22 protein-coding genes and 1 tRNA gene are annotated in these 26,598 nt (G+C 49.1%); 16 read left to right on the top strand and 7 right to left on the bottom strand.

Features of this window, described 5'->3' with window-relative positions; translation table 11 throughout:
* Positions 1 to 10: 10 nt before the first annotated feature.
* Positions 11 to 1,009, bottom strand: coding sequence for a glycosyltransferase family 9 protein (locus H9Q13_RS14435; protein WP_191184512.1), 999 nt, complete (start codon positions 1,007 to 1,009; stop codon positions 11 to 13).
* Positions 1,010 to 1,192: 183 nt separating this feature from the next.
* Here H9Q13_RS14435 and H9Q13_RS14430 point away from each other — a divergent pair, with 183 nt between their 5' ends.
* The 4 genes from H9Q13_RS14430 to H9Q13_RS14415 all read left to right on the top strand — a co-directional run bounded on the left by H9Q13_RS14430 (position 1,193) and on the right by H9Q13_RS14415 (position 6,701).
* Positions 1,193 to 1,945: a hypothetical protein gene (locus H9Q13_RS14430; RefSeq protein ID WP_191184511.1), complete on the top strand. Its 753-nt coding sequence runs from the start codon at positions 1,193 to 1,195 to the stop codon at positions 1,943 to 1,945.
* Positions 1,946 to 2,011: 66 nt separating this feature from the next.
* Entirely contained in the window at positions 2,012 to 3,244 is a 1,233-nt protein-coding gene (locus H9Q13_RS14425; protein ID WP_191184510.1) for a M16 family metallopeptidase, read from the top strand.
* 71 nt (positions 3,245 to 3,315) lie between these two features.
* Positions 3,316 to 3,960, top strand: coding sequence for an O-methyltransferase (locus H9Q13_RS14420; RefSeq protein ID WP_191184509.1), 645 nt, complete (start codon positions 3,316 to 3,318; stop codon positions 3,958 to 3,960).
* A gap of 293 nt (positions 3,961 to 4,253) precedes the next feature.
* Positions 4,254 to 6,701: a LysM peptidoglycan-binding domain-containing protein gene (locus H9Q13_RS14415; protein WP_224744305.1), complete on the top strand. Its 2,448-nt coding sequence runs from the start codon at positions 4,254 to 4,256 to the stop codon at positions 6,699 to 6,701.
* A 77-nt stretch (positions 6,702 to 6,778) separates the two neighbouring features.
* Here H9Q13_RS14415 and H9Q13_RS14410 read toward each other — a convergent pair whose 3' ends face one another.
* Positions 6,779 to 8,107 (bottom strand): MFS transporter, encoded by a 1,329-nt coding sequence (locus H9Q13_RS14410; protein ID WP_191184507.1) that lies wholly within the window; start codon positions 8,105 to 8,107, stop codon positions 6,779 to 6,781.
* A gap of 115 nt (positions 8,108 to 8,222) precedes the next feature.
* On the opposite strand from H9Q13_RS14410, the gene H9Q13_RS14405 reads away from it, so the two are divergent.
* The 3 genes from H9Q13_RS14405 to trxA all read left to right on the top strand — a co-directional run bounded on the left by H9Q13_RS14405 (position 8,223) and on the right by trxA (position 13,839).
* Positions 8,223 to 9,308, top strand: a complete 1,086-nt coding sequence (locus H9Q13_RS14405) for a mechanosensitive ion channel family protein (protein ID WP_191184506.1) — start codon at positions 8,223 to 8,225, stop codon at positions 9,306 to 9,308.
* A 214-nt stretch (positions 9,309 to 9,522) separates the two neighbouring features.
* Positions 9,523 to 13,146, top strand: coding sequence for a DNA polymerase III subunit alpha (gene dnaE / locus H9Q13_RS14400; protein ID WP_191184505.1), 3,624 nt, complete (start codon positions 9,523 to 9,525; stop codon positions 13,144 to 13,146).
* Between the two features lie 366 nt (positions 13,147 to 13,512).
* A complete protein-coding gene (gene trxA / locus H9Q13_RS14395; RefSeq protein ID WP_191184504.1) occupies positions 13,513 to 13,839 on the top strand; it encodes a thioredoxin in 327 nt (108 codons plus the stop codon).
* Between the two features lie 58 nt (positions 13,840 to 13,897).
* On the opposite strand, the gene H9Q13_RS14390 is transcribed toward trxA, so the two are convergent.
* Positions 13,898 to 14,395 carry a DUF421 domain-containing protein gene (locus H9Q13_RS14390; RefSeq protein WP_224744304.1) on the bottom strand — a complete coding sequence of 166 codons (498 nt, stop codon included), beginning with the start codon at positions 14,393 to 14,395 and terminating at the stop codon, positions 13,898 to 13,900.
* Between the two features lie 41 nt (positions 14,396 to 14,436).
* A complete protein-coding gene (locus H9Q13_RS14385; RefSeq protein WP_191184503.1) occupies positions 14,437 to 16,365 on the bottom strand; it encodes a hypothetical protein in 1,929 nt (642 codons plus the stop codon).
* Between the two features lie 145 nt (positions 16,366 to 16,510).
* Here H9Q13_RS14385 and H9Q13_RS14380 point away from each other — a divergent pair, with 145 nt between their 5' ends.
* Both H9Q13_RS14380 and H9Q13_RS14375 read left to right on the top strand, forming a co-directional pair.
* Positions 16,511 to 16,909 carry a DUF5329 family protein gene (locus H9Q13_RS14380; RefSeq protein ID WP_191184502.1) on the top strand — a complete coding sequence of 133 codons (399 nt, stop codon included), beginning with the start codon at positions 16,511 to 16,513 and terminating at the stop codon, positions 16,907 to 16,909.
* Between the two features lie 94 nt (positions 16,910 to 17,003).
* Positions 17,004 to 17,372: a SpoIIAA family protein gene (locus H9Q13_RS14375; protein WP_191184501.1), complete on the top strand. Its 369-nt coding sequence runs from the start codon at positions 17,004 to 17,006 to the stop codon at positions 17,370 to 17,372.
* A 76-nt stretch (positions 17,373 to 17,448) separates the two neighbouring features.
* Here the strand turns inward: H9Q13_RS14375 and H9Q13_RS14370 are convergent, their stop codons facing one another.
* Positions 17,449 to 18,477 carry an isoaspartyl peptidase/L-asparaginase family protein gene (locus tag H9Q13_RS14370; protein WP_191184500.1) on the bottom strand — a complete coding sequence of 343 codons (1,029 nt, stop codon included), beginning with the start codon at positions 18,475 to 18,477 and terminating at the stop codon, positions 17,449 to 17,451.
* A gap of 430 nt (positions 18,478 to 18,907) precedes the next feature.
* On the opposite strand from H9Q13_RS14370, the gene H9Q13_RS14365 reads away from it, so the two are divergent.
* A complete protein-coding gene (locus H9Q13_RS14365; protein ID WP_191184499.1) occupies positions 18,908 to 19,624 on the top strand; it encodes an OmpA family protein in 717 nt (238 codons plus the stop codon).
* A 93-nt stretch (positions 19,625 to 19,717) separates the two neighbouring features.
* On the opposite strand, the gene H9Q13_RS14360 is transcribed toward H9Q13_RS14365, so the two are convergent.
* Together H9Q13_RS14360 and H9Q13_RS14355 are read right to left on the bottom strand one after the other, a co-directional pair.
* Positions 19,718 to 20,227 carry a DUF6141 family protein gene (locus H9Q13_RS14360; protein WP_191184498.1) on the bottom strand — a complete coding sequence of 170 codons (510 nt, stop codon included), beginning with the start codon at positions 20,225 to 20,227 and terminating at the stop codon, positions 19,718 to 19,720.
* Between the two features lie 85 nt (positions 20,228 to 20,312).
* Positions 20,313 to 21,452 (bottom strand): cystathionine gamma-synthase, encoded by a 1,140-nt coding sequence (locus H9Q13_RS14355; protein WP_191184497.1) that lies wholly within the window; start codon positions 21,450 to 21,452, stop codon positions 20,313 to 20,315.
* A gap of 160 nt (positions 21,453 to 21,612) precedes the next feature.
* Between H9Q13_RS14355 and H9Q13_RS14350 the strand changes: the two genes are divergently transcribed.
* From H9Q13_RS14350 to H9Q13_RS14325, 6 genes are all read left to right on the top strand, one after another.
* On the top strand, positions 21,613 to 22,341 hold the full coding sequence (locus H9Q13_RS14350) for a TVP38/TMEM64 family protein (RefSeq protein WP_224744303.1): 729 nt from the start codon (positions 21,613 to 21,615) through the stop codon (positions 22,339 to 22,341).
* A gap of 67 nt (positions 22,342 to 22,408) precedes the next feature.
* Positions 22,409 to 22,482: transfer RNA gene (locus H9Q13_RS14345), tRNA-Arg, on the top strand.
* Positions 22,483 to 22,686: 204 nt separating this feature from the next.
* Positions 22,687 to 23,646: a hypothetical protein gene (locus H9Q13_RS14340; RefSeq protein ID WP_191184496.1), complete on the top strand. Its 960-nt coding sequence runs from the start codon at positions 22,687 to 22,689 to the stop codon at positions 23,644 to 23,646.
* Between the two features lie 532 nt (positions 23,647 to 24,178).
* Positions 24,179 to 24,961, top strand: coding sequence for a hypothetical protein (locus H9Q13_RS14335; RefSeq protein ID WP_191184495.1), 783 nt, complete (start codon positions 24,179 to 24,181; stop codon positions 24,959 to 24,961).
* A gap of 57 nt (positions 24,962 to 25,018) precedes the next feature.
* Complete coding sequence (locus tag H9Q13_RS18260) at positions 25,019 to 25,357, top strand: helix-turn-helix domain-containing protein (RefSeq protein WP_191184494.1); 339 nt, start codon at positions 25,019 to 25,021, stop codon at positions 25,355 to 25,357.
* Between the two features lie 8 nt (positions 25,358 to 25,365).
* Positions 25,366 to 26,172: a hypothetical protein gene (locus tag H9Q13_RS14325; RefSeq protein WP_191184493.1), complete on the top strand. Its 807-nt coding sequence runs from the start codon at positions 25,366 to 25,368 to the stop codon at positions 26,170 to 26,172.
* Positions 26,173 to 26,598: the final 426 nt, after the last annotated feature.

The following is a 26,598-nucleotide window of genomic DNA, read 5'->3' as shown; positions in this document are numbered from 1 at the left end:
AATAACTGGCTCACTCTGTACGCCCTGCAAGCACATCCAGCAGCTGTTCCGTCCTGATATCTTTTGCGCATCGAAAATGTCCCTCCGGGCAGGATTTATATCCGTGCAAACCACAGGGGCGGCAGTAAAGCGGCTCCTCTTTTTCGACAACTTTGGCAAAACTGGCCAGCGGACCAAAGCCAAAGCGGGGCACGGTAGAGCAGTAAATGGCGCAGGTTGGCGCATCCAGGGCAGAGGCCAGGTGCATGGGGCCTGAGTCGTTCACATAGTTGAGCACGGCATCGCGCATCAGGGCAGCCGATTGCAGCAGGTTGAGTTGGCCGCAAAGGTTCTCTACCCGTTGGCTACTGGTCTGCTGAATAATTTCATCGCAATGCGTCTTGTCGGCAGGAGAGCCCAACAGGTATACCCGGTACCTGTCACCCAGTTGGTTGAGCAATGCCACCCACTGCTCCTGCGGGTACTGTTTTGTGAACCAAACTGAGGTAGGCGCCATACAGATATAGGGTTCCTCTTTCAGGCTTTGAACTTTGGCAAAATCCTCTGCCGCAGGGTATAGCTTCGGTTTGGCTGGCTGTGAGTCGGTGAGGGAAGCGATGAGCAAATGGTTGCGCTCTATCTCATGCGTGCCGGACGCTACATCGTGGGTATAGCGGCGGGTGAAAAAACGGGAGAAGGGGTTCTTATCGAAACCCACGGTCTCCCCAGCCCCTGACAGTGCGGTCAGTATACCGGTGGCTCCGAAGCGCTGCAGATTGACTACCAGATCGTACTTTTCTTTTCGGATTTGCGAGAGCAATTGCAGCAGGCTCTTGTACTTCCCTTCCTGCTTGTTCCATCCCAACACCTGGCGCAGCAGCGGGTGCCCTTTCAGGAGCGACTCGTTGCCTTTGCGCAGCAGAAAGTCGAGTTGCGCCTGTGGGTAGTGAGCATGCAGTTTCTCCACCAGGCCTGTCGCCAGCACCACATCGCCCAGAAAGGCCGTCTGTATGATTAGGATTTTCTTCATAAGGTATAACCTGGCGGCAAAGCTAAGGGAATGCGCCTAAACTTGAAAGCAGGTATAACCCCATGGCTGTGCATCATGTCGCCTGATGGCCTGCTGCTGGACATTCGCGGAAAAGAGCAAAAATATTTTTCTTCTTAGCCAGGAGAGAATTAGCTTAGCAGTTCTTTTAGCCAGGTTACCCGTATGAAATCAGTTTTACATCTCACGAAGCTTCTTCCTTTTGTTGCCCTTTTGCTTACTACCGGTTGTGTGTCCACTTACATGCCGAATGTGCCTAACGTACCTATGTTCACCGAAAAAGGCGAGCTGAGTGCGGCAGGCCATATTACTCCCAAGGGAAACATCACTTTCAACACGGCCTATGCCGTAACCGATAAGTTTGGGGTAATGATAAATGGCTCTATGCTCGATCAGGAGCGCAAAAAGCGTGATTTCCGACATAACCTGATCGAAGCCGGCGCTGGCTACTTCACCACTTTCGGGCCGAACCAGAACCGGGTGCTGGAGATATACGCCGGCATTGGGGGCGGCAGCAGCGACCGTACTGAAAAAGAGGAAAAAGAGGGCGTCATAACCTATACCCGGCGCGAGGCCGGTTTCAGCAAATATTTCACGCAGGTCAATTTTAGCTCTAAAAAGAAAAAGTCGCTACGTTTGCTGGGCAATGAGTTTCCACTGAACTACGGCACGGCCCTGCGGCTTAGCTACGTGGACATGAACAAACACCTGCTCAACGGCGTGGCACAGGAAAAGGAGGACAACATCTTCCTGGAGCCGATTTTCTTCACTCGCCTGGCGCTGAGCCCCACGGTGCAGTTGCAGTATACCAGTGGCAGCAACTTCGGCCTGCGCAACCGAAAGGCACTTACTGCAGGCTACTCGGTTTTCTCGCTCGGTTTCGTCATCAATGTAGGTGGCCGTAACCTTAGCCGCTAACTAGCAGGTACCGGCCAAGCCAGATTTGTTAATTTTGCGTATCTTTGCAGGCTAATTGCGAACTGAATGCTTGATTATCATATCCATACATTACCGAACGGAATCCGTATCGTTCACAAACAAGTACTACACACCAAAATCGCCCACAGCGGCTTCATTCTTGATATCGGGAGCCGCGATGAGCAGCCTGAGCAGCTAGGTTTGGCCCACTTTTGGGAGCACATGGCGTTTAAGGGCACTGCCAAGCGCAAGTCATTCCATATTCTGAACCGCCTTGAGTCGGTGGGTGGCGAACTCAACGCCTACACCACCAAGGAAAAACTATGCTTTTACAGCTCGGTACTAGACAAACACTTCGAAAAATCCTTTGAGCTGCTGACCGATATCACCTTTCATTCTATCTTCCCTGAGAAGGAGATTGAGAAAGAGCGCGGCGTGATTCTGGAGGAAATGGCCATGTACCTGGACACCCCGGAAGAAGCCATCGTGGATGAGTTCGACAACGTGGTGTTCGACCATCATCCGCTTGGCAACAATATTCTGGGCACCAAGGAGAGCGTGGCAGGCTTTAAGAAAGACGACTTTCAGCGTTTTATCAAAGACAATCTGAGTACGGATGCCCTGGTGTACTGCTCAGTGAGCAACCTGCCTTTCGAACAGGTGCTTAAATTGTCGGAGAAGTACCTGGCTGACATTCCGAGTATCAGCAAACCCCGCAAGCGCGCCCCTTTCGGACAGTATACTCCTAAAACGGTGACTGTCGAGAAAGCGATTTCGCAGGCGCATTGCGTGATCGGCTGTCCGGCTTACGCCCTGAATGACGAGCGCCGTATACCTTTCTTTATGCTGGTCAACTTGTTGGGTGGCCCAGGCATGAACTCAAGACTAAACCTGGCCGTCCGCGAAAAGCACGGCCTGGTGTATACCATCGACGCGAACTACGCCACTTACATTGATACCGGTCTGCTCTCGATCTACTTCGGCACGGAGAAGAAACAGCTAAAGCGCACCACGGCCCTGGTATTGAAAGAACTTAAGAAGCTACGGGAGAAACAGCTTGGCTCCCTCCAGCTGCACACGGCCAAAGAACAGCTGATGGGACAGCTGGCCATGGCCGAGGAAAGCAACATGGGCCTGATGATGATGATGGGCAAAAGCATACTGGACCAGGGTCACATCGACACCCTGAACGAGATTTTTGACCAGATCAAAAACACTACAGCCCAGGACCTGATCGACATCGCCAACGACGTGCTGCCCGAAGAGAAGCTCAGTTTTCTCAACTACGTACCTAGTTAAAGGCTAAATTGCTAAATGGTTAAATTGTTAAGAACAACAATTTAACCTTCAACCATTTAACAATTAATAAGATGGAATTCATTGACGAAGACCTGCAGCACTATGCAGAGGACCATACCTCTGCGGAATCGGAGCTGTTGCACAAGATAAACCGCCAGACGCACCTGAACGTGATGAAGCCACGCATGCTCTCGGGGCACCTGCAAGGACGACTGCTTTCTATGTTCTCACACATGATCCGGCCAAAGCAGATCCTGGAAGTGGGCACCTATACCGGCTACTCCGCTCTTTGCCTGGCCGAGGGCCTGCAGGAAGACGGCACGCTGCACACCATCGACATCAACGAAGAACTGGAGGACATCGTGCGCGGCTACATCGCGGAAGCCGGCCTGACCGAAAGCGTGAAATACTACTTGGGCAATGCCTTGGAGATTATACCTGCCATCGACGCGACCTTCGACCTGGTGTTTATCGATGCCGACAAGTATAACTATGCCAATTACTACGACCTGGTGATAGACCGGGTGCGCTCCGGCGGCTACATCATCGCCGACAATGTGCTCTGGAGCGGCAAGGTACTGGAGAAGTACCGAAAAAAGCTGGACGAAGACACCGCCGCCCTGCTGGAATTCAACAAAAAAGTGCAGGACGACCCGCGTGTGGAAAACATTCTGCTCCCGGTGCGGGACGGGCTCATGGTGGCCCGAAAGCGATAACCTGAAAGGGCGGTAGCAATACCGCCCTTTTTTTGCACTAGCCTTCCTATTTATCCACAGCCGAAAATTTCTCAAAAATTACTTCGTTCTAAGCTTTAGAATGAGCGGCAAATTGCGTTATTTTTGCAAGTGTATATCTATATATAGAACACACTATACCTTAAATAGTTATCAACACTTGTTTCAACATTTACTGTAGCCCTGCACGCGGCCTCAGTCTCTTTTTTTATCCGATTACGCTTATGAAGACATCATTACCCTTTTTGCTGTTATTGCTTTTGCCTTTACTGGGTATGGCACAACAAGTTACCGTACCTCATAACATCTATTTCGGCGACATTCACCTGCGCATTTCGCCTAAGGCACAGGATGAGATTCAAAAGAAAGTCGATGCGCTGCACCGCAGCCCGAAGTTTTTCCAGATGAAGGTGGAGCTGGCTGATGCTTACTTTCCGCTGATAGAGCGTACGTTCAAGGAAGAAGGGGTGCCGGATGATTTCAAATACCTAGCCCTGCAGGAAAGTGGCCTGCGTGGCGATGCTGTGTCTACATCGAATGCCGTGGGTTACTGGCAATTCAAAAAAGAGGCTGCCATGGACTTCAACCTGCGCATGGACCACATCGTGGATGAGCGAAAGCACATCATAGAGGCCAGCCGTGGCGCTGCCCGCTATTTCAAGCGCAGTAACAACTATTACAACAACTGGTTCAACGCACTCCTCTCCTATTACCATGGTTATAGTGGCGCCAAGGCCTATACCAAAGAATCGGATAAAGGAAGCAAGAAGATGGATATCACGGAGAATTCAGATCCTTATCTGCTAACCTTCCTGGCTCACAAAGTCGCTTACGACGCGTTTATTGGCAAAAGCCCGCAGCCGGTTGTCTCATTGCGCGAGTTGCGTGCCACACCAGGCCAAAGCCTGGCAGACATTGCACTGGCCCACCAGACCGATCCCGCCGAACTTGAGAAGTATAACAAATGGCTGTTGGGAAGCGCTATACCTGCAGACAAGGATTACTATGTGATGTTGCCGGTTCGCCGTAACGTGGAGCCAGGTATAGTTGCCTCGGCTGAGCCAACGCTCACCACTCCGGTACGGCAGGCGGCAGCGGCCCCAACGGCAGGCAGCATTGTGAAACGCAACAACCTGAACGCCATCGTGGCCAGCAAGGGAGACAACAAAGACAAACTGGCCATCAAGGCTGGCATTACCACCCGGCAGTTCCTGCGCTACAATGACCTGCGCGATTTCGATAAGCTGACAGAAGGCACTGCTTATTACATTCAGCCGAAGCATTTGAATGCCGACACAGAGTACCACGTCGTGCAGCAGGGTGAAACCATGCAGGAGATTGCACAACTGTATGGCATCCGGATGGATTACCTGATCTTCAAAAACCGTATGAAACGCTCCGAAGTGCCTGTTCCGGGCCGTGTGCTTTGGCTTCAGAAACGCCGACCAGCCAAGGTAGCGATCGAAGTGCGTGACGTGAAGCGGACACAACCAGCTGCTAAGCCAACGGTGGCTTCTCAGGAAAAAACGCCTGCGACCACGGTTACTGCTAGCCAGACAACTCCGGCAACACAATCTGCCCCAACCGAAAACATCTTCACACGCTTTAAGAACAGCCTGCAGCGGTTCACAAAAGAGCCGGAACAACCGGAGCCATCCCCTGCACCGGCTTCTAAGCCAGAACCAATCGCAGAAGTGGCAACCGTTGATAAAAAGGTAAAAGAGGAAGAGGCCGTAGCAGAAGTGCCTGCTAAGAAAGACACGGCAATTGCTATACCTGCCACAGAAACGGCTATGAAGGAGCCGAAGCAGCAAACAAAGACCGAGGCAGATCCTCAAGAATCCAAACAGCATAACGCCATTCTATACCCTGGCAAGAAAGCACCGGAAACAAAACCCGAGAAACCGAAAGTTGTAGAACAGGAAGTTGCAGAGAAAGAAGAATCCGGGGAGTGGGCCGCTGGTCTGGGTGAGGAGGTGTTTGTGGGGTTCTCTGGTACGGAAGAGGAAATAGCAGCCGAAGAAATTGTTGTAGAAACCACTACAGAAGCACCGAAAAAGGAAACCACTCCGGCGAAGCCTGAGCCAGCCAAAGTGGCGGCTGTTAAGAAAGAAACGAAATCCGCTCCGCAGCAAGAAACCGCTCCTGTTGCCAAACCTGCCCGCCACATCGTGAAGCAGGGTGAGTCGCTGTGGGGCATAGCCAGGCTCTACGCCGTAACCGTGAATGACATCACGACCTGGAACAACCTGGGTGACGCGCCAATCAAAATCGGACAGGAACTGCTTATTGCGGAGCCCCTTACCGTGCCTTCGGAATCGTCTGTCGGCAAAGCGGAAGCAAAGGCAGCAGCAGTTACCGAAGAAAGCACCGATATCCATACAGTAGCTTCGGGCGAATCGCTTTATATGCTGTCCCGGAAGTATAATGCGACAGTGAACGAGTTGAAAGCATGGAACAACCTCTCCGGCTCGGCGCTTTCCGTTGGCCAACAGCTACGCGTAACAGCACCCGCTGATGCGACCAACGCAAACGAAGACCTGGAAGAAGCGCCGGCAGAAACATTTACGGGTAACAGTACCCAGCACACGGTGGCATCTGGCGAAAGCCTTTACCAAATCTCCCGTAAGTATGGCGTTACGATCAAAGACATTATGGAGTGGAACGGAAAATCCGACTTCAATGTAAAGCCCGGCGACAAGCTGACAATCAGGAAGAAATAAACTCTCAAGAATGATTAAATTAAAAGAGCCAGCTGGATAAGCTGGCTTTTTTAATTAAAAGGTATAGCTGACAAACATCACCGCTTACCCGGCGGAGCCGTTAGCTTTGTGGCGGTGCGCAGCCCGGTGGCAATCTCAGATTCTATGCCGAGACGCTCATATATGGGCTGCACCATCAGGCGAAGCCGCTTTAGGTTCCAGGCGAAAGGTATCACGCTGACGGCGCATAAAAAACCACAACCCAGCAAGGTATAGGCTACCCCGATATGCTCTGCCACCGCACCGGCCAGCATACTCCCCAGGGGTGCCATCCCCATAAAGGCGGTCGCGTACAGGCTCATCACACGCCCCCGCTTGTCGTCATCCACCAGGGTTTGCAGCAGAGTATTGCAGGAAGCCATCGTCACGATTATACCGAAGCCGGAGAACAGCATCAGCACCAGCGAGAGCCAGAGCACCGTGGAAAAAGAGAACGCCATGAGGGCTGTGCCAAACAGGGCCATCGTCAATACAATGACTTTGCCAAGCCCGACCACTGATTTGCGTTGCGCCAGAAAAAGAGCCCCGCTCAGCGCACCTAAACCCGAAGCGCCCATCAGGTAACCCAGTGTATTGGCCCCACCCTGCAGGATGTCGCGGGCAAACACCGGCAGCATCACACTGAAGGGCATCCCGAACAGACTGATCAGACCCACGATCAGGATGAGCGTCCGGATAGGCGGGAAACCGAAGGCATACGAAAAGCCATCCCTGAGTGACTCCCATACCTTGCGCTGCACCGCCTGCGGTATAAACGGTTCCAGCCGCAGCATCAACAAAGAGGCCAGCACAGCGACGTAACTCACCGCATTGATCAGAATACAGATGCCTTCTCCTACCCACGCAATCAACAAACCCGCAATGGATGGGCCTACCAGGCGGGCCATGTTAAACATAGAAGAGTTAAGGGCAATGGCATTGCTGATGTCTTCGCGTTTCTCCACCAGTTGCACCACAAAGGCCTGCCGGGTGGCGATATCGAAGGCATTGATCGTGCCGAGCAGCGCCATCAGCACGAGCACATGCCATACCTGCACGGTGTCGGTGAGGACCAATGCGGCCAAGGTGCCCGCCTGCAGCATCGATAGGAACTGGGTGACCAGCAACACTTGGTAGCGGTTAAATTTGTCGGCCAGCACACCGGCGAACGGCCCCAGCAGAAAAGACGGAATCTGGTTGGCGAATGTGACGGCACCCAACAGGAACACAGAATCAGTAAGCCGGTATACCAGCCAACTAATGGCGATCTGCTGCATCCAGGTACCGATCAGCGAGATTCCCTGCCCGGTAAAGAACAGCCGGTAGTTGCGCGAGCGCAGTGCCCGGAACATGCCCCCTGGCTTCCTTGAGTCTTCTGCTTCCGCCATACCTGTTTTACGCGTTTACCTGTTCGTGCATACCTAAGTGCTTACGGGTAGCCCCATACCCAAAGTTTAAACTATAATTTGTAACTTTAAACTTCATCAACCATTGCAAGAGTACATGACCGACCTTTTAGAGAGCGTCTATTTCCACAACACCGTTCAAGATTACCTTATTGCCTTCGCTATTATCCTGCTGGGCTCGCTGCTTATCACCATTTTCAGGCGCTCCGTCCTGATCCGCATTCGCAGATGGACCGAGAACACCAACAATAACTTCGATGACTATGCTGTTCAGAGCTTTGCTCGCTTTGGCATTCCGATCGTGCATTTTATCGTCATCTACTTCGGGATCACCTCCCTGAACCTGACGCCAAAAGTAGCAGGTATCTTCCAGATTGCGGTTACAGTGGCCGTTACGTTCATGGTGATCCGGTTTATCACGACCACGCTGGTGCTTTTAGTGAAGTCTTATTTAAACCGAAAACACCAGGACCGCAGCAACGCCAACGAGATCGGGGCCATTAGCCTGATCATCAACTTGGTCGTGTGGTTTATCGGTCTCGGATTCCTGTTCGATAACATGGGCTACGACCTGACGGCTATTATCGCCGGCTTAGGTATAGGCGGCATTGCCGTGGCATTGGCGGCTCAAAATATTCTGGGTGACCTTTTCAACTACTTCGTCATCTTTCTCGACAGGCCTTTTGAGGTGGGCGATTTTGTGGCACTCGGCGATAAGAGCGGCACCATAGAGCATATCGGTGTGAAAACCACGCGCATCATAAGCCTGACAGGTGAGCAACTCATTATTTCGAACTCTGACCTCACCAGTTCGCGCATCCATAATTACAAGCGCATGGAGCGCCGCCGCATTCAGTTCAACATTGGCGTCACCTACGAAACACCCGCCGACAAGGTGGAGGCTATACCTGAGATTATCAAAGAAATTATCACGGCGCAGGATTTGGCGGAGTTTGACCGGGCACACTTTGCGTCCTACGGCGATTCCTCCCTCGATTTTGTAATCGTATACCATGTGCTCTCATCCGAGTATAACAGGTATATGGACACACAGCAGGCCATCAACATGCAATTGTTCAGAGAGTTTGAAAAACGCGGCATTGAGTTCGCCTACCCTACCCAGAAACTGTATGTCGTGAACGAAAAGCAAATGGCCGAAAACGAAGCACAGCAAATGTTTTAGGATAACATTTTGAGATCCAGGCAAAGTCAAAATAAAGGAGCGCGACGGGACTATTTCCGTCGCGTTTTTGTTTTGGTCGGGAGTTGCTTTTGGTTTGGGCAGCCGATCAATTTTCCGTAATTTTAACATCCCGAAAATGACCGATGGTATAACCAGAACTATACCGGCGTGTCATCCATTATTCATCATTCGTCATTACTAATTCTCTATAGTCTTGCCAGTTTTTTCGCATTTACACACCCATACCCAGTACTCCCTGCTCGACGGTCAGGCCAGCATCAGCGCGCTCATGAAAAAGGCGCAGGCCGATGGCATGCCCGCCGTTGCCATGACCGACCACGGCAACATGTTCGCCGCCTTCAACTTCGTGAACGAGGCCAACAAGTATAACGTGAAGCCGATCGTGGGCTGCGAGTTTTACCTGGTAACCGACCGTCACCTCAAGACCTTTACCAAAGAGCAGAAGGACGTGCGTCACCACCAACTGCTGCTCGCTAAGGATCAGGAGGGTTACCAGAACCTGGCCAAACTTTGCTCGCTTTCTTACATCGAGGGGGTATACAGCAAGTGGCCGCGTATCGACAAGGAGCTGCTGCTCAGGTATAGCAAAGGCCTGATCGCGACCAGCTGCTGCATTGGCGCAGAAGTACCGCAGGCTATACTTTGGAAAAGTGAAGAGGAGGCCGAAGAAATATTCAAGTGGTGGCTCGATGTGTTCGGTGAGGATTACTACATTGAAATACAGCGCCATGGCTTGCAGAACATCGACGGCACGGGCAAGAGCCAGGAGGACATCAACCAGGTACTGCTGAAGTGGGCAAAGAAATATAACTGCAAGGTAATCTGCACCAACGATTCGCATTATGTGGATCAGGAAGACTGGAATGCGCACGACATCTTGCTTTGCGTAAACACCGGCGAAGACCAGAGTACCCCCGTGGGTGACTTTGCCACGAAGTATTACCGCTTCCTGAGCGACGACCAGAAAGTGATTTACGACACGGTAGAGAATGTGCGCAGCAAGTACAGCAACCACATGAACGTGCGCCAGATGTTGCAGCGCATTGACGAGGCTGGCCCGAAAACACGCTTTGGTTTCCCGAACGACCAGTTCTACTTCAAGACGCAGGCAGAGATGAACCAGCTGTTCCAAGATGTGCCCGAGGCGGTGGATAATACCAACGAGATAGTGGACAAGATCACGCCGCCTGTTCTGAAGCGCGATATTTTGCTCCCGAACTTCCCTATACCGCCGCAGCACGCCGACGCCGACGATTTCCTGCGCCACCTCACCTACGAAGGTGCTGCCAAGCGCTACTCTGAAATTACTGCCGAAGTAACCGAGCGACTTGACTTTGAGCTGCACGTGATCAAGACCATGGGCTTTGCGGGTTACTTCCTCATTGTGCAGGACTTTATTAACCGTGGCCGCGACATGGGTGTGTTCGTGGGTCCGGGTCGTGGTTCTGCCGCCGGTTCGGCGGTGGCCTATTGTGTTGGCATCACCAACATCGACCCGATCAAGTATAACCTCCTCTTCGAACGATTTCTGAATCCGGAGCGTGTGTCCATGCCCGATATTGATATTGACTTCGACGACGTGAACCGCCAGCGCGTGATTGATTACGTGGTAGACAAGTATGGCAAGACGCAGGTAGCCCAGATCATTACGTTTGGTACAATGGCTGCCAAATCGTCGATCAAGGACGTGGCCCGTTCAACTTCACTTCCTTTATCGGATGCCAATGAGCTGGCTAAGATGGTACCCGAAACTCCGGGCACCACGCTGGCCAAGGCCTTTATGGAGAACCTGGAGCTGGCCGCCATCCGCGAAGGGGATGACGCACGCGCCGCCGTGCTGAGGCTGGCCGAAAAGCTGGAAGGTTCGATTCGAAACACAGGTATACACGCTGCGGGTGTTATTATCGCCCCGGACGACATCACCAATTACATTCCGGTATCCACTTCCAAGGACTCCGACCTGTTGGTGACGCAGTTCGATGGCAAGGTGATTGAGAGTGCGGGCATGCTGAAGATGGACTTTCTGGGCCTGAAAACCCTGACCATCATCAAAGACGCGATGGAGCTGATCAAGAAAAACCATGGCGTAGAGATCGACATCGACAACATTCCGATAGACGACGAGAAGACTTACGAACTCTACCAGCGTGGTGACACGATCGGTACGTTTCAGTTCGAGTCGGAAGGCATGCGCATGTACCTCAAGGACCTGCAGCCGACCAATATTGAAGACCTGATCGCCATGAACGCCCTTTACCGTCCGGGTCCAATGCAGTTCATCCCGAACTTCATTAACCGTAAGCACGGTAAAGAGGAAGTGGAATACCCGCACGAGCTGCTCGAGCCAATCCTGAATTACTCCTACGGGATCATGGTATACCAGGAGCAGATCATGCAGACGGCCCAGATTCTGGCCGGTTACTCGCTGGGTGGCGCCGACTTGCTGCGCCGCGCCATGGGTAAGAAGGACATGAAAAAGATGGCCGAGGAGCGTGAGAAGTTTATTGCCGGTGCTGCAGAAATGCACAAGATTCCGGCCAAGAAAGCTTCGGAGGTGTTCGACGTAATGGAGAAGTTCGCCCAGTACGGCTTTAACCGCTCCCACTCCGCCGCATACTCTGTTGTGGCTTACCAAACCGGTTACCTGAAGGCGCATTACCCTGCCGAGTACATGGCCGCGGTGCTCACCAACAACATGAACGACATCAAAAAGGTGACGTTCTTTATTGAGGAGGCTCGCAAACAAGGTGTGGCTGTGTTGGGTCCGGATGTGAATGAGTCCTTGCTCAAGTTCAACGTGAACGAACAGGGGCAGATCCGTTTCGGTCTGGCCGCCATCAAAGGCACGGGCGAAGCCGCGGTAGACGCCATTATTTCAGAAAGAGAGAAGAACGGTCCGTACCAGGATATTTTCGACTTCGCGAAGCGCATTAACCTGCGTGCCGTGAACAAGAAAACCTTTGAAAGCATGGCATTGGCCGGAGCATTTGACTCGTGGGGACTGTACCACCGCGCCCAGCTGATGGAAGTGCCGGAAGGCGAGAACATCAGCTTGCTGGAGAAGGCGGTTCGCTACGGCAACAACTACCAGGCCGAGCAACAGGCAGCGCAACAGTCGCTATTCGGAGGCAGTGCCGCTGTGGCCTCCCCGCTACCTAAAATCCCGGAAGTACAGGTATGGACGCAGGCCGAAATGCTGCGCCGCGAGAAAGAAGTAGTAGGTTTCTACATTTCAGGACACCCGCTCGACCAGTTCAAACTGGAAATCGACTCCTACTGCACTTCTGCCTTAGCTGACATTGCCAACCATAAGAATAAAGACATTAATGTGGCCGGCATGGTGTCGGAGGTGGTCATCAGGACAGCCAAGAATGGCAACCCCTTTGCACTGTTCTCTATCGAGGATTATGACACCACGCTGCAAATGGCCTTGTTCGGCGAAGATTACATGAAGTTCCAGCCTTACCTGCGGCAGGGGCTATACCTGTTTATCAGAGGCAAGGTGCAGCTGCGCTACCGCACCGAGGACCAGTGGGAGCTCAAGCCAACCAACATCCAGCTGTTGGGCGATGTGATGGACAAAATGGCGCAGGGCGTGCAAGTGAACGTGAATCTGCAACTTTTGACTCCGAATCTGGCCGAAGCTTTGGAAGAAGCCATTGCCACCAGCCCGGGCCAGAAACGACTGGAGATTACCCTGCACGTGCCAGACGAAAAACTGGTACTGCCTACCTACTCCCGTAAGTATAGAATCGATCCGAAGCTCTTTCTGGGTCAGATCAAGGACTTGGGACTGGGCGAATGTAAGCTGCTGTAATTGATTTGAAGTTTTTGGGATGGAGCGATTTGGAAATGAATTTCTCTTAACTCCAGGTATAGAGAAGGTATGCTGCGGTAGTGGCATACCTTTTTTGTTGCAATCGGTACTCCGGTTCATTGCTCATTCGGACATCCGTATCCCCTACTCTTAGCTCCCCTGAAACTAAACCCCATAACATTTGTTTATACAAATAAATATACCCTCGATTTGTAAAAGTCGTATGTATAAATTCTAAATTTGCAGCAAGGACTGTTTGCAAACAGGACAGCTTGTCAGACAGGCGCACTTTGGGCTTATATTTGACGAACTAGTAATTATCATTATATTTAAAACACAGAATTTAACCAACAAAACGTTTAAGTTATGGCTAACAAAGCATTAGAAATCACTGACGCTAATTTTGATGAGATCATCAATTCAGATAAACCTGTACTCGTAGACTTTTGGGCAGAGTGGTGCGGTCCATGCCGCATGGTAGGCCCGATCGTAGAAGAGCTGGCCGGAGAGTACGAAGGCAAGGCTGTTATCGGTAAAGTAGATGTGGACGCTAACCCACAGACGTCTGCCAAGTTCGGTATCCGCAGCATCCCGACGCTTCTTATCTTCAAAAACGGTCAGGTTGTTGACAAACAAGTAGGTGCCGTTCCAAAAGGCGCGCTGGCTCAGAAGCTGGACGCTCAGATGGCCTAAGCATTTGCTTAAATCATTAAACAGAAATGCCTTTCCGAATTCGGAAAGGCATTTCTGTTTAAGAGTCTTTTTTAACGATACTGATGTCCCCGCTGCGCTCCAGAAAACCGTATGCCACGTCTTTTGCATCTGTGACGCCCCCAGAGCGCAAAGCCTCATTCAGGTCTTTTTCGGTTAGGCTGTGTTTCTTCAGCTCATCTTCTTGAATCTTGCCGTCTTTTATCAAACACACTGGGTCTCCTTTGATGAAGGGTCCGAAAAACCCTGATGTATTGTAAGCCATGAACGCAAAAAAACGGTGGAGCAAAACCAGTGTGAGGGCGGCAGCAAGCGTGGGCCAAAAGGGGGAGTTGCCTGTAATGGCACGACTGAGAATGGAGCCGTAAATGATACCCAGTACAATATCGAATGCGGTATGCTTGCCGAAAATGCGCTTATTGCCGACCTGTATAATCAGCAAGGCCGCTATGAAAACCAGCACCGCTCTGATGGACATCTGCCACCATGTGAGCGAATCGGAGCCTATCCCTAAAAGCGTGTCCAGCACATCAACCATACATTTCCAACGGGGAACATCCGGGTAATGTTATCAGCTGGTTATTGACACTGACACAGTTTCTTGTCCAACTGACAGAGCAGGGCATAGTGCTGCTCTGCGTCTTGCATAAGCCGCTTAAGCTCTTTGTTGTATTCCTGCACCTGCTGCAGCCGAGGGTTTGCAGGCTCGTTTTTCACGAGTGCCTCCAGCTCCTTGATGGTCACGGAAAAATCGCTACTCTTCTCATTCAGCTTGCTGTAGTATTTGTCCATCCCGTTTTCGGTGCTGGCCACAGCTACTGCCTGTAAGTTGGTTTCGAAGCACGACTGCCAGCGCAATTGGCGGAGCACCTGCTCCTCAGCGGCACTCTGCAAAGCGCCCATTTCCTTTTTCTCTTCCTTCAACCGGAATGATTCGTAGCGTTTGTTATACTCGCTGACGGCGTCGCGCACTTTGTCGCGACAACTCACGCAGTTGCTGGTATTGGCCTTGTCCTGCAGGGCATTGCGCATGGGCACCGTTTCGTCAGAGGCCTGCGCATCCGCCAGCTTCTTCACCTCTTTCTCAAACACCTCGCGATACTGTAGGTCTTCCAGCTTTTTTGTCAGGCGCACAATCGCTTCCCCTTCCACCGAAGCCGACAGGTAATCGGCGCGGGGCAGTTCTACAGCCGACAGCCTGGCCAGTGCAGCTTCGCGTTTGGCGGGTATATCCCACGCTTTGGGGTTGTTCTCGAGTTCTTGCAGGGTGTTTACCAGCACCTTGGCGTTTTTCAGATTATGGTCGGCATCCAGGTATAAGTCAGCATTGCCCAAAATGGACTCGTACTCAGGCCGGAAAATATTCTTGTAAGTCGTGTTCTTGTCAAACTCCTTTTCACGGGCTTCAAAAGCGGTTTTCATGCGCTTGTATTCCTGCATAATGCCGAACAGGTTTTTAGCATTGATCTCCGGGGAGTTATTGCGATAGTTGAGCCGGTAAGCGTTCAGGTTCTGTTTCATCTCCGCGAAAATCCGCAGGAACTCCACATACAGTTTCTCCTGGCGATAAGTCTCGTCATTCATCAGCTTGGTATCGTAAGCCGTCTGTATCTTCTGCCTGCGTTTCTCGATCAGATCCATTGTTACTTCGTCCCCTGTCAGCACATCCACTTTATAGAGCGATTTGTAGTTGGCCACCACAATGTAAGGGTAGTCTTTGTAGCCAATGGCATCTTCCAGTTGCCTACGGTCTAGCTTGCTTGTGTTTTTACTCAGGTAATCGGCAAGTTTGGCTGGTTTCAGGGTCACGGCTTTCACGCTGCCCGGCACAAACACGTAAACCTTAACCGAGTGCAGGCGTGTGTCAAAGTTCTGCCCTTCGTAAAGCCGGATGGTAGAGCTGAACTTGTATTCCTTCTTCTTGGCACGGGCACTCAGCAGGTTACCGAACTCCCCCACCAGCGACATCACCGCCACCGACGGGTTGGCCAGGTTAGAGAGATTCACCAATTGGCTGGCTACCAGGTTAAACACCTGATCACCATCCTGTGTGGAGACGGCTTTGGCGTTGATGGCAGCATCAATATTGTTCTGGGCTGAGCTGAGCGGCATCTTGTCGATGATGCGCACTACCTCCAAATGATCGCTCACCTGGGTGTGGTAGTCGTTTTTGTCGCGATTGATGTTGAAGTTAAATAGCGGATACACAATCTGGTCGTTGCCAAAGAGCTTCAGGTTCTTTAGCTGAGCCGTGATGAACAGGTGCTCGAGTTCATACGCATAGCGGTTCTTCCGATCCTTCTTCACGCCAGTCTCCAGTTCATTCAAAACCCGGTTGAACTGGCCGCCATTATAGAGGTAAATATCCGTGGAGAGATACTGCCACTCATCCGAAAATTCAAATTTATCGTTGTAATGATAGCCCAGTCTGGTTTCAATGTTCTGCTGGGAAAAAGCCTGCTGACATATCAGCAGTGCCAACATGAATAGAGGAGTTATTCTTTTCATAAATTACGTGTTACCGTTACAACGGCAGAAAAAGGTATAGCTTTTGCTTCTGAACCTAACGTTACGACCTGAAATTAAGTGCGTTAATGCCACAAAATTAATTACAGTTTATCAGATTTTTTAAAAATAAAGAAGTACAAAATTTATGCTTAAAGTAGTCTTGATCGCACTCGCTCTTTTCGGTACCCAAGGGGCATTTCAATACACAGCAGCGCAAGCACCACAGTATACCCATAACGTGGGCGGCAGCCTCTCCGAAGGCCAAAAGGTAGCCAAGCTCCTGCAATACATCCGCGGTCTCGAAGGTGCCACTTTTATCCGGAATAACAGCGAATACGACCCCAAAAAAGCAGCCAGCCATCTGGAGTCGAAATGGCAGAAGCACGGCGAGAAAGTAAAAACAGCGGAAGGCTTTATCCTTAAGCTGGCGTCGGCGTCATCTTCGGGTACCCCTTACAGCATTCGGTTCGCAGACGGCAAAACAGTCACCACCCGCGAGGCGCTACTCCGTGAGCTTCGCCGCCTTGATGGAAACACACCATAAATTAGCACAAAACAAGGTATAAGTAGTGCTGTAATCAGATCCTATACCTGAACGCGTGATCGGGCGTTACGTACTTATGACAAACCTGATCACCATGCTACAGTTACTTGAAGAGTCGAAAGAAGACCTGGTGGCTTTACGCCTTACCGGCAGCATTGACAAGTACGACTACCAGGTGATGCTGCCTATCCTGGAGGAGAAAATAAAGCAGTATGGCAAAGTCCGCGTCTATGCGGAATTACAGGAGGTGGAGGATCTTTCGCTCAGGGCGCTTTGGGAAGACCTGAAATTCGACTTCAGGCATGCCGCAGACTTTAACAGGGTGGCCATAGTGGGCAATCGGAAGTGGCTGGATTGGCTCACTGTGATGGCATCTCCTTTCACGACGGCCAAGGTAAAGTATTTCGAGCACATCGACCGTGACAAAGCATTGCACTGGATAAAGGCAGATAACGAACAGTAGCGTTTCTTATACCTATAAAACAGGAGCGGCGGACCTTTGATAGATCCGCCGCTCCTGTTTTATACCTGATCGAGGTTTAGTCCTTGTAGATCGCCACTTCGCTTTTGCCGTTCTTGATGTAGCCACGGTACATACCTGCCGAGTTGAAAGGCATGGCGAAGTTACCGTTACGGTCCAGGGCAATCACGCCGCCTTCACCGCCACGCTCTACCAGTTTTTTCATCACCACTTCTTCAGCGGCCTTTTTTACCGAAAACTTTTTGTACTCCATCAGGGCAGCGATGTCGTGCGCTACCACCGAGCGAATAAAGTACTCGCCATGGCCCGTTGCCGACACCGCACAGGTGTTGTTGTCGGCAAAGGTGCCGGCCCCTATAATCGGCACATCGCCCACGCGACCGTAGCGTTTATTGGTCATACCGCCTGTGGAGGTGGCCGCAGCGAGGTTACCGTAGGCGTCCAGGGCGACAGCTCCGACGGTGCCAAACTTATTGCCTTCGATGAAGATCTTCTCGTTGCTGCCAGAGCCGCTGTGGTCCAGTTCGGTCTTTTCTTTGTCTTTGATTTTCTGCAGTTGCTGGAAGCGGGTCTCGGTGTGGAAGTAAGACGGGTCCACGATCTCTATACCTTGCTCGGTGGCAAACTTCTCGGCACCGGAACCGATCATCATTACATGCTCCGACTTCTCCATCACGGCACGGGCCGCTGAGATGGGGTTTCGTACGGTGGTCACGCTGGCGATGGCCCCTGCATTGCGATCACGGCCGTCCATAATCGCAGCGTCCAGTTCGTTTTTGCCTTCGTTGGTGAACACGGCCCCTTTACCGGCATTAAACAGCGGTGAGTCTTCCATCACCCGCACGGTGGCCTCCACCGCGTCCAGGCTGGTGCCACCTTTTTTGAGGATGGCATAACCTGCTTCGAGTGCCTGGTTGAGCGTCTCCTTGTAGGCTTTCTCCTTGTCGGGGGTCATGTTGGCCCTGGTGATAGTGCCCGCACCGCCGTGTATGACCAGGGTTATTTTAGAATAGTCGGGCTTCTGCTGTGCAAAGCTGACAAAGCTAAGCAGCACCAGAACCCAGCTCAGGTATAGTTTCTTTTTCATGGGGAAGGTATAGGTATGTAAGGTTTCCGTGAATGTAAACAATCTCTAAATTTAAGTTATTTTTCCGTAAACAGAAATGCGTTTTCCCAATGTGAACCTTCCGTGTGCCCACAGTTCGATCCGCTGTTTCAATTAAACAGCCTGCATCACCTTGCACAGGAGCACATAGCCTCGCTTTACACCACATAGCACTTATTAACAGACCATTACTTACTCACAAAGAAAGCAAAACCCATCCGGAAAAATATTTTTCACCTATAAAGCTTATAATATATAGTTTTAGCATAATATTTGCTTATTCAAACGACAGCTGGGGCAGTGAATCCGAATTATTTAAGAGACCAGGTATACGATCAGGGTTTCCTAATGCGTTCTTTCCCATAGTTGCCAGTTAAAAATTAACAAACAACAAAATAAACAACCCATTCACATGAAATCTAATTTCACAAAAGCCTCTTTATCCCTGCTGCTATGCGGCGCTATGATGTCTTCGTGCGTTTCGTCTAAGAAGTATGACGAACTGAAAGCCAGCAAAGAGGCGCTGGAGCGTGAGCAGGCTGCCAACCGCGACAAAGTAAACGAGCTGAGCAGTACCCTGAAAGAGCGTGAGCAGAAGCTTGCTGACCTGGAGCGCGCCATGAATGATCAGAAGAAAATTCTGGACGATCTGCGCAATGAGGTGAACACCGCCCTTGCGGGCTTCAACCAGGGTGACCTGAGCGTGAGCATCCGCGATGGCAAGGTATACGTGTCTATGTCTGACAAACTGCTTTTCGCGACAGGCAGCACGAAAGTGAACAACACCGGTAAGCAAGCTCTTGACCAACTGGTGAACGTACTGAAGAAAAACCAGAGCGTGGGTGTGATGGTAGAAGGCCACACAGATGACGTGGAAGTACTGGCCGGCACCAAGAACATTGCCGACAACTGGGACCTGAGCGTACTGCGTGCCACTGAGATCACTCGTCTGATGACACAGCGCGGCCTTTCTCCTGACCGTGTAACGCCTGCCGGACGTGCTTTCTTCCAGCCTGTGGATACGGGTCGTTCTGCTGCCGCAAAAGCTAAGAACCGTCGTACGGAGATCATCCTGACGCCAGACTTCACTGAGATTTACAAAATCCTTGGTATCCAGGCGCAGAAGTAATTTTTATACCTGATCAACAGCAAAGGCCGTTACTCACCCCGAGTAGCGGCCTTTGCTGTTATGCCTATACCTGTCTGCTTTATTCCCCAGTCCTTAGCCAGACACTTTGGCCTGCTCGATTGCCCTGAACAGTTCTTTGGCCCGCTGCGAGCCAACCAGCAGCGGCTGCTGGTTATAGAAATGCAGCAGCACCCCTTCCCTGCCCGACATGCTGTAGGCTTTGCCTTTGGCGCCCCACCGGATACCCCAGCCGCCATAGTCGCTGATAGGGCTGTAGGTTACTTTCTCGTAATCCCGAACGGTGTGCAAAGGTATACGCACCGGCTTCAGGTGAAATGGCTTGAACCGAACATAGAGCATACCGGTTTGCACCTCTGTTGTCATCGACATCCAGTAAAAGAAAAAAGGCAGCCCAAAACCGATGAGCGCCAGCATAATGCTCAGCTGCACATCCGTCACCGGTCTGTTGCCGAAAGCTCCGCCCAGTACCACCTGGTATACAAACCCGGCCCAGAAGATGGCGGCTATACCTATTATGAGCGCCCATAGCCAGAACTGCCTGAATCGCTGTCGCTCCCGGAATATGACCTGTGTATTTTTCAATCTATACCTGTTTGAGCCGATAATTTACAAAAAAAGCCATTCCGGTTTAACCCGAAACGGCTTTTTTGCAAAGGTTCAGACGCAACTAGCCGATGGCCTGCTCCAGGTCGGCCAGCAGGTCTTCGATGTCTTCTATACCCACGCTCAGGCGAATCAGCGAATCACTCAGGCCGGCTTTCTGGCGCTCCTCACTCGGTATGCTGGCATGCGTCATGGAGGCCGGGTGACCGCACAGTGACTCTACTCCGCCCAGCGACTCGGCCAGCGTGAAATACTTGAAGCGTTCGAGCACCTTAATGGCATCGTCCATCTGATCGCCTTTCAGCACAAACGAAATCATACCGCCGTAAGAGCGCATCTGCTCCTTGGCTATGTGGTGACTCGGATGATCCGGAAGACCAGGCCACATCACCTTCTCTACCTTCGGGTGGTTTTTGAGGTATTGTGCTACGGCACGGCCGTTCTCGCAGTGGCGCTCCATACGCACGTGCAGCGTCTTGATGCCACGTAGCACCAGAAAGCAGTCCTGCGGCCCTGGAACACTGCCGCAGGCATTCTGGATAAAGGCCAGTTTCTTGTGCAGTTCGTCATCCTTCACAATCGCAGCGCCCATCACCACGTCAGAGTGGCCGGCCATGTACTTGGTAAGCGAGTGCATCACAATATCAGCGCCCAGGTCGAGCGGGTTTTGCAGAAATGGCGTCGCAAACGTATTGTCAGCTACCAGCAGGAGGTTATGCTTCTTGGCGACTTCGGCGCAGCCTTTTATGTCGATGATGTTGAGCAAGGGGTTGGTTGGTGTTTCCACCCAGATCATTCGGGTATTTTCATTCACCAGCGACTCAACATTGTTCAGGTCGCTCATATCGGTGAAGTGGAACTTGAGGCCGTAATCCTGGAATATCTTGGTGAAAATGCGGTAACTGCCGCCATACAGATCGTTCGTAGAGATTACCTCATCACCTGGTTTCAGCATTCTGATGATGCCGTCGATGGCCGCCATACCTGACGCGTAGCAGAGGCCATGCTGACCGTTCTCCAACTCTGCTAAAGCGTTCTGCAGGGCTGTGCGGGTGGGGTTGTGCGAGCGTGAGTACTCGTACCCTTTGTGATCGCCCGGCGACCGCTGCACGTAGGTTGACGTCTGGTAGATTGGCGTCATGATGGCGCCTGTGGTTGGGTCCGGCTCCACACCGGCATGTATAGCTTTCGTTCCGAATTTCATAGTTTTATCATTAAGTGTGAATGGTATGCTGCAAGTTAATAAATTTACTTTCCAGGAGGCAGGACCGTCTGAATGCTTTCAAAAGCTTTTGCTTTTCTGTTCTTACGTATACCTTCTTCAACTTTGCGTATGGCTTCAGGTATAGCCATCTTCTAAAAACATGAGTTCTATGCTAAAACTGTCCATGTTGCGGACCTTTATACGGGAAAATGCTTCTTCGTTTGTTTCTATGCTGCTGCTGGTAGCTGTGCCGCTGGTGGTGAGCTCTACGGCGGCGGTTTTTCTATACCAATACCAGGACCTGCTGCGGGACCTGAGCTGGCCCCAGATGCTGCTTTATTTTGTGGTGATCTCCGTTACGATGTCGCTTGCGCTCACCCCAACTACTTTTGTGGCCCTGGTGAGCGGCTTCTACCTAGGCTGGCCGGGCTTTGCGGGGGTTGTGGTGTCGTATGGCATTGCCTCGCTCATCGGCTATACCCTGGCCCGCCTGATCGATCATGGCAAGATGATGAACTTCTTAAACCGCTTCGAGAAGACCAAGTACCTCATGCAGGAATTGCGCGACCAGAGCTGGAGCCTGATTTTCCTGACCCGTATATCGCCGGTGCTCCCTTTTGCGCTCATGAATTTTGTGCTTTCGCTGCTGCAGGTAGACAAGGTCAGGTTCTTCATTGCGAGTATGGTGGGCATGCTGCCGCGCACACTTTTCTTCTATTGGGTAGGCACGCAGGCCAGCGACGTCATAAAATTATTGCAGGACCCAGGCAGCAACAAAGGCAGCCAGCTGCTCATGATATCCCTGATAATCATTTCGATAGGCGGCCTTTACTTTGTGTTCGACCAGGCCTTGAAGAAAGCATTGCGAAAAGCGACAGCTAAAAATTAAGAAAAATTCGCCTGGGGGCTTGCATTGCAAGAAAAAAGGCCTTTACTTTGCATCACAATAACGGAATGGTCACGTAGCTCAACTGGATAGAGCATCTGACTACGAATCAGAAGGTTAGGGGTTCGACTCCCTTCGCGACCACTTGAAAATCAGCCACTTACAGGTAAAACTGTTAAGTGGCTTTTTTTATTTGCATACAATTTGCATACAAACTGCATGACTGACACTGGTATTCACTGATAGCATATTATAATTCATATATTAGCACAAGTAGTTATAATACTATACTTTAGTGGGTAGTTCATAGACCTGATAAAATTGCTTTTGACTACCCCAGTTAACGTTATGGAACAATCGAAAAATTTAACACCTATAAAATTTCACTTCTACTCGTTAGGATTCACACCATTTAAAGGTTCGAATGAAGACCATAATTCCATATTAAAAGATGTAATAACATATATATCAGTACAAAAGCATGCAGGTAAAGGACATCTAATAGACAGGAATCAAAATCGTCCCCAAGAAGAAAGGAGAGAGCTTTTTATGACGAGTGCTATTATTATGCATCGAGAAAGAAGGATTCGGTGCTCAATTGCACTCCTAAGACCAGGACGAGTACCTAAACTTAAGCCTGTTGATGATTATAAACTAGTCCCTCTTTCAAGTATAGGAACCGTTGCCGAAGAAACACACTTCTTTATAGACTTCAGCAGGAATAAGAGTGTAATTTGTGTTGAGTATAATCATCACGGACCTCGAATTTCGGATATTGAATATTACCTTAGGAATGTTTCTTATCAAACACTAAGAAAATCCAAAGCAACAGAGGTTGAGATGTTCATGGAAACTTCTATCGATGACACGTTGAGAAATCTTAAAAACGTTCTTAATATGGATATTAAGATTCAACCCAAGAACTTCGTACAGATGGATAAAACACTTGTGGGTAAATATTTTACAGGATTGAATAACCTCGGAAATCTGGTACATCCAAAATTTCTGAAGTTAGAAGCTCTTTTTCAAACTCCAGGCAGGGCGTATACTAGTTCAGAGATAAATAATGAGGGTAACAAAATGTTCTTGGACCTTCTCAACGCTTTTAAAACTAGACCATATAATATTGATTGTTTCGATAATTTTGTGGTTAAATATGAAGATGTAGAAGGAAAGGAGGAGGTATTTAATCTACTCAAAGGAAAAAAGGAAGTTTTAAAAGAGGTTAATTTAAAATCAATTAAGAGCAGCAGACAGTGGTATGAGCTGATTCATGAGGAGTTTAATGAGTTTATGTCTGACCTATAATTATGCTAGATAAGTACTTTATAAGACCTCTGTTTTGGGACTACACGATTGCTATCACTATAGCAGCTACCGTATTCTGGTTTTACCTAAAGAAAATTCTCCCCCTTCCACAGGAGTCCCATTATTTGCCAATGGCCTCTGATTTATCTACCATAAGCTTGACTAGTTCAGGGTTTATACTGACGTTACTAACAGTTTTAATAACATTCAAAAGTGGCTCCGATGTAACCCAAGAAAACTTTAGAGAAGAGCAATCAACATTTAAACTGTTCTTCGCATCATCGCTCTATTTTGAGACCGTAAAACATCTTAAAAACTGCATAAAATCATTAATCATAATATCGATAATTGGATTTTCATTAAAACTTGGTCTTCCCGAGAAATACAGGTTTGCTCTTTATTTCTATAATATCCTTGGATTAGTAATTATTGTATTGACGTTATGGAGGTGCTTACTTATTTTAAGCAAAATTTTAGAGATGCAGAAAAAAATTAATATAAGTTAGGTAAATCTGTTAACAACTAAACCAAGGTGAAACTAGAGGAGTTTTTGCTATTTGTAGAATCTGGTGAACTCGACCGATTGGAGATATTAGCATACATTGACCATGTTACAGGAAATCACAAATTAGACAGACTCAAAGCCCTGTTAGAGGAGGTACACTATCACACCCTAAACCGTAAAGACCAAGTAGAGGCAAGTTATTCTGACAGAATAAACGAATTGGAGGACCAATACATTCAACAGGGCAAGGAGTTACCTATGAAGGTTATCAAATTCCCTAAAGGTGGTGAGGAAAAAATACTTGATACAGACAAACTTTTAGGAGGTGTTATAACTTGGGACTTGTATCCTCTATTTGATCTACAGAGAGAGATAATAACTAAAATCAAGAAAGCTACACAAGTCAACTCTCCTCATCATCAAGCAGACACAGCACATCAACAGCATCCCCCCACAACCATTACTGAGTTTGACTTCTATTACCTCTTAACAGATGAGGGTAAGAAAATATATCCTATCATACTGGAGCTGTACACAGATGTAAGACTAAAAAAAGAATACTCAATAATGCTTGTCGTATTGAGTGAGTTAGGGTACCTTATTTATAAGCATCTTACAGGACAAAAAGAACTACACCGAGCACTTGAAACTACGTTCAAAAAAGTTGGAACAAGACAGCTTCTGGTTAAATATATAAGCAACTACAGTGAGTCAAACGCAAGTGCAATTGAACGTCAAGAAGTAGACCGTCATAAACAAAGATTGCTTGATGCTATAAAAAACAAAACAAATCTGTCTGCAAATAATTAGCAAATTTTGCAAATACCCTCTTTCGGACATTTGTACCGAACCAAATGATAGAGGCGTATGACAGAGAATCCGTTCACCATAATTGAGCAACGTTTAAGCAGAATAGAGTCTATACTACTGCGTTTTGAGGAGCATTTGAGCCTAACGAACAAGTCACAGTCCAATAATGATATAATGACTGTAGTTGAGGCCGCTGCTCTTCTTAGCCTATCCAAACACGCAATATATAGCAAGACAAGTACAAGGGAAATCCCACATTTCAAAAAAGGTAAGAGGGTTTACTTCAACAGGCAAGACCTGATTGCTTGGGTAAAAGGACAATACCAAAGAACACAAACTGAGATAGTAGCTGAAACTTCGGCTATTATGAGAGTCAGCAAGAGAAGAGCATCCTAGTTATATTGATGGATGCCAACGCAGCAAACCTCTTTCATCAGAGAGAGAGCTGGATTCCTGTACAATTAGCCCTACATGCAGAGCGTGCTAGTTTGATTGAAGAGTTGAAGGTATATGTAGCTCTCAAGATGTTATGTTCTGGCAAAATAAAGGCCAATAGCAGGCTGATAAAGCCTCTGAGAGAGCATATAGGTATTAAGTGTAGGAAGACATTCAAAAAGCACCTGAACAAGCTTATAGCCCTTAACTGGATTGGTCACAATGAATCTTCCAATTACATCTTCATAAGGAGCTACAACAGAATATGTTCTCAGCTTGAGATTCCCGATAAAACATACGTTTGGTTTGAAACTGATTCATTTAGAAACTTCAGAGAGTTTGTTTTTGCTTCCATTGTATGTTGCAAAATCAACCACATAAAATATGCAAAGCAAAGAAACAGAAGAGGGAATAGGCTCGTGCCACAATATAGGGTAAACGGCACCAACCCAAGCCTACCCTCGACTGTTTTTGACTATAACGGCCTCTCTGTACATTATATCTCTGAACTGATTGGCAAGTCATTAAGCCGATGCTCTGAGTTAAGGCAAGCTGCTCATAGGGCAGGTTTTTTAATCACAAAACAGAAGTACCAAAAGATTGATGTTTTTCCAAAAAGTAGGTATATCAAAGACTACCTAAAAGAAAAGTACCCCACCAAGCATCACCGTCTTAAATGTAGGGCCATTAAGAACGGAGAGAATAAAGGTCGAATTGCTATATTGGAACAACTCGAGAATGAGATAATACCTCTCATCAGATTTAGAAAGAAATAAAGTGGGTATTTTATCGAAACATAGGATAGGGTTATAAAGAACACAGTATAAAAACAGTGTTAAAACAGTTTTAAACAAGTTTAAAAACAGTATCTAAGCTGAAGGTGATTGAGTGCAGCACTACAATAAAAATCATTCCGAAGCAAATTGAATAGGACAAAACGTCTTGGTGGTGATAATACAGTTGTCTCAAAAGGTTAAAATCGGCCCGAGATTATATAGTCCCTTAAGACCAAATAAGGGTACCCCCCTCTTTTTATTTGCCTGAGGGGGGGGTACCCTTATTTGTTAGACGGTGATATATTAATTAACTCAAGTTGCGTGATAGTGCACGCGGGGGTAAAACAAAAAAATCTGTTCTGCCAATAGCTCCTGTACGTTTTAAAGTTTGCAGACTTAACTCGTAACAGCCATGACAGAACAGAC

Origin of the sequence: Pontibacter aquaedesilientis (genome assembly GCF_014773225.1) — a bacterium.
GTDB lineage: Bacteria > Bacteroidota > Bacteroidia > Cytophagales > Hymenobacteraceae > Pontibacter > Pontibacter aquaedesilientis.
Note: the sequence above shows the minus strand (reverse complement) of the source record. Positions and strands in the feature narration are given on the sequence as shown.

Bases quoted from the DNA above. Each gene is read 5' to 3' on its own strand.
- H9Q13_RS14435 (WP_191184512.1), bottom strand. From the start codon at position 1,009: ATGAAGAAAATCCTAATCATACAGACGGCCTTTCTGGGCGATGTGGTG.
- H9Q13_RS14430 (WP_191184511.1), top strand. From the start codon at position 1,193: ATGAAATCAGTTTTACATCTCACGAAGCTTCTTCCTTTTGTTGCCCTT.
- H9Q13_RS14425 (WP_191184510.1), top strand. From the start codon at position 2,012: ATGCTTGATTATCATATCCATACATTACCGAACGGAATCCGTATCGTT.
- H9Q13_RS14420 (WP_191184509.1), top strand. From the start codon at position 3,316: ATGGAATTCATTGACGAAGACCTGCAGCACTATGCAGAGGACCATACC.
- H9Q13_RS14415 (WP_224744305.1), top strand. From the start codon at position 4,254: ATGGCACAACAAGTTACCGTACCTCATAACATCTATTTCGGCGACATT.
- H9Q13_RS14410 (WP_191184507.1), bottom strand. From the start codon at position 8,107: ATGGCGGAAGCAGAAGACTCAAGGAAGCCAGGGGGCATGTTCCGGGCA.
- H9Q13_RS14405 (WP_191184506.1), top strand. From the start codon at position 8,223: ATGACCGACCTTTTAGAGAGCGTCTATTTCCACAACACCGTTCAAGAT.
- trxA (WP_191184504.1), top strand. From the start codon at position 13,513: ATGGCTAACAAAGCATTAGAAATCACTGACGCTAATTTTGATGAGATC.
- H9Q13_RS14390 (WP_224744304.1), bottom strand. From the start codon at position 14,395: ATGGTTGATGTGCTGGACACGCTTTTAGGGATAGGCTCCGATTCGCTC.
- H9Q13_RS14385 (WP_191184503.1), bottom strand. From the start codon at position 16,365: ATGAAAAGAATAACTCCTCTATTCATGTTGGCACTGCTGATATGTCAG.
- H9Q13_RS14380 (WP_191184502.1), top strand. From the start codon at position 16,511: ATGCTTAAAGTAGTCTTGATCGCACTCGCTCTTTTCGGTACCCAAGGG.
- H9Q13_RS14375 (WP_191184501.1), top strand. From the start codon at position 17,004: ATGCTACAGTTACTTGAAGAGTCGAAAGAAGACCTGGTGGCTTTACGC.
- H9Q13_RS14370 (WP_191184500.1), bottom strand. From the start codon at position 18,477: ATGAAAAAGAAACTATACCTGAGCTGGGTTCTGGTGCTGCTTAGCTTT.
- H9Q13_RS14365 (WP_191184499.1), top strand. From the start codon at position 18,908: ATGAAATCTAATTTCACAAAAGCCTCTTTATCCCTGCTGCTATGCGGC.
- H9Q13_RS14355 (WP_191184497.1), bottom strand. From the start codon at position 21,452: ATGAAATTCGGAACGAAAGCTATACATGCCGGTGTGGAGCCGGACCCA.
- H9Q13_RS14350 (WP_224744303.1), top strand. From the start codon at position 21,613: ATGAGTTCTATGCTAAAACTGTCCATGTTGCGGACCTTTATACGGGAA.
- H9Q13_RS14340 (WP_191184496.1), top strand. From the start codon at position 22,687: ATGGAACAATCGAAAAATTTAACACCTATAAAATTTCACTTCTACTCG.
- H9Q13_RS18260 (WP_191184494.1), top strand. From the start codon at position 25,019: ATGACAGAGAATCCGTTCACCATAATTGAGCAACGTTTAAGCAGAATA.
- H9Q13_RS14325 (WP_191184493.1), top strand. From the start codon at position 25,366: ATGGATGCCAACGCAGCAAACCTCTTTCATCAGAGAGAGAGCTGGATT.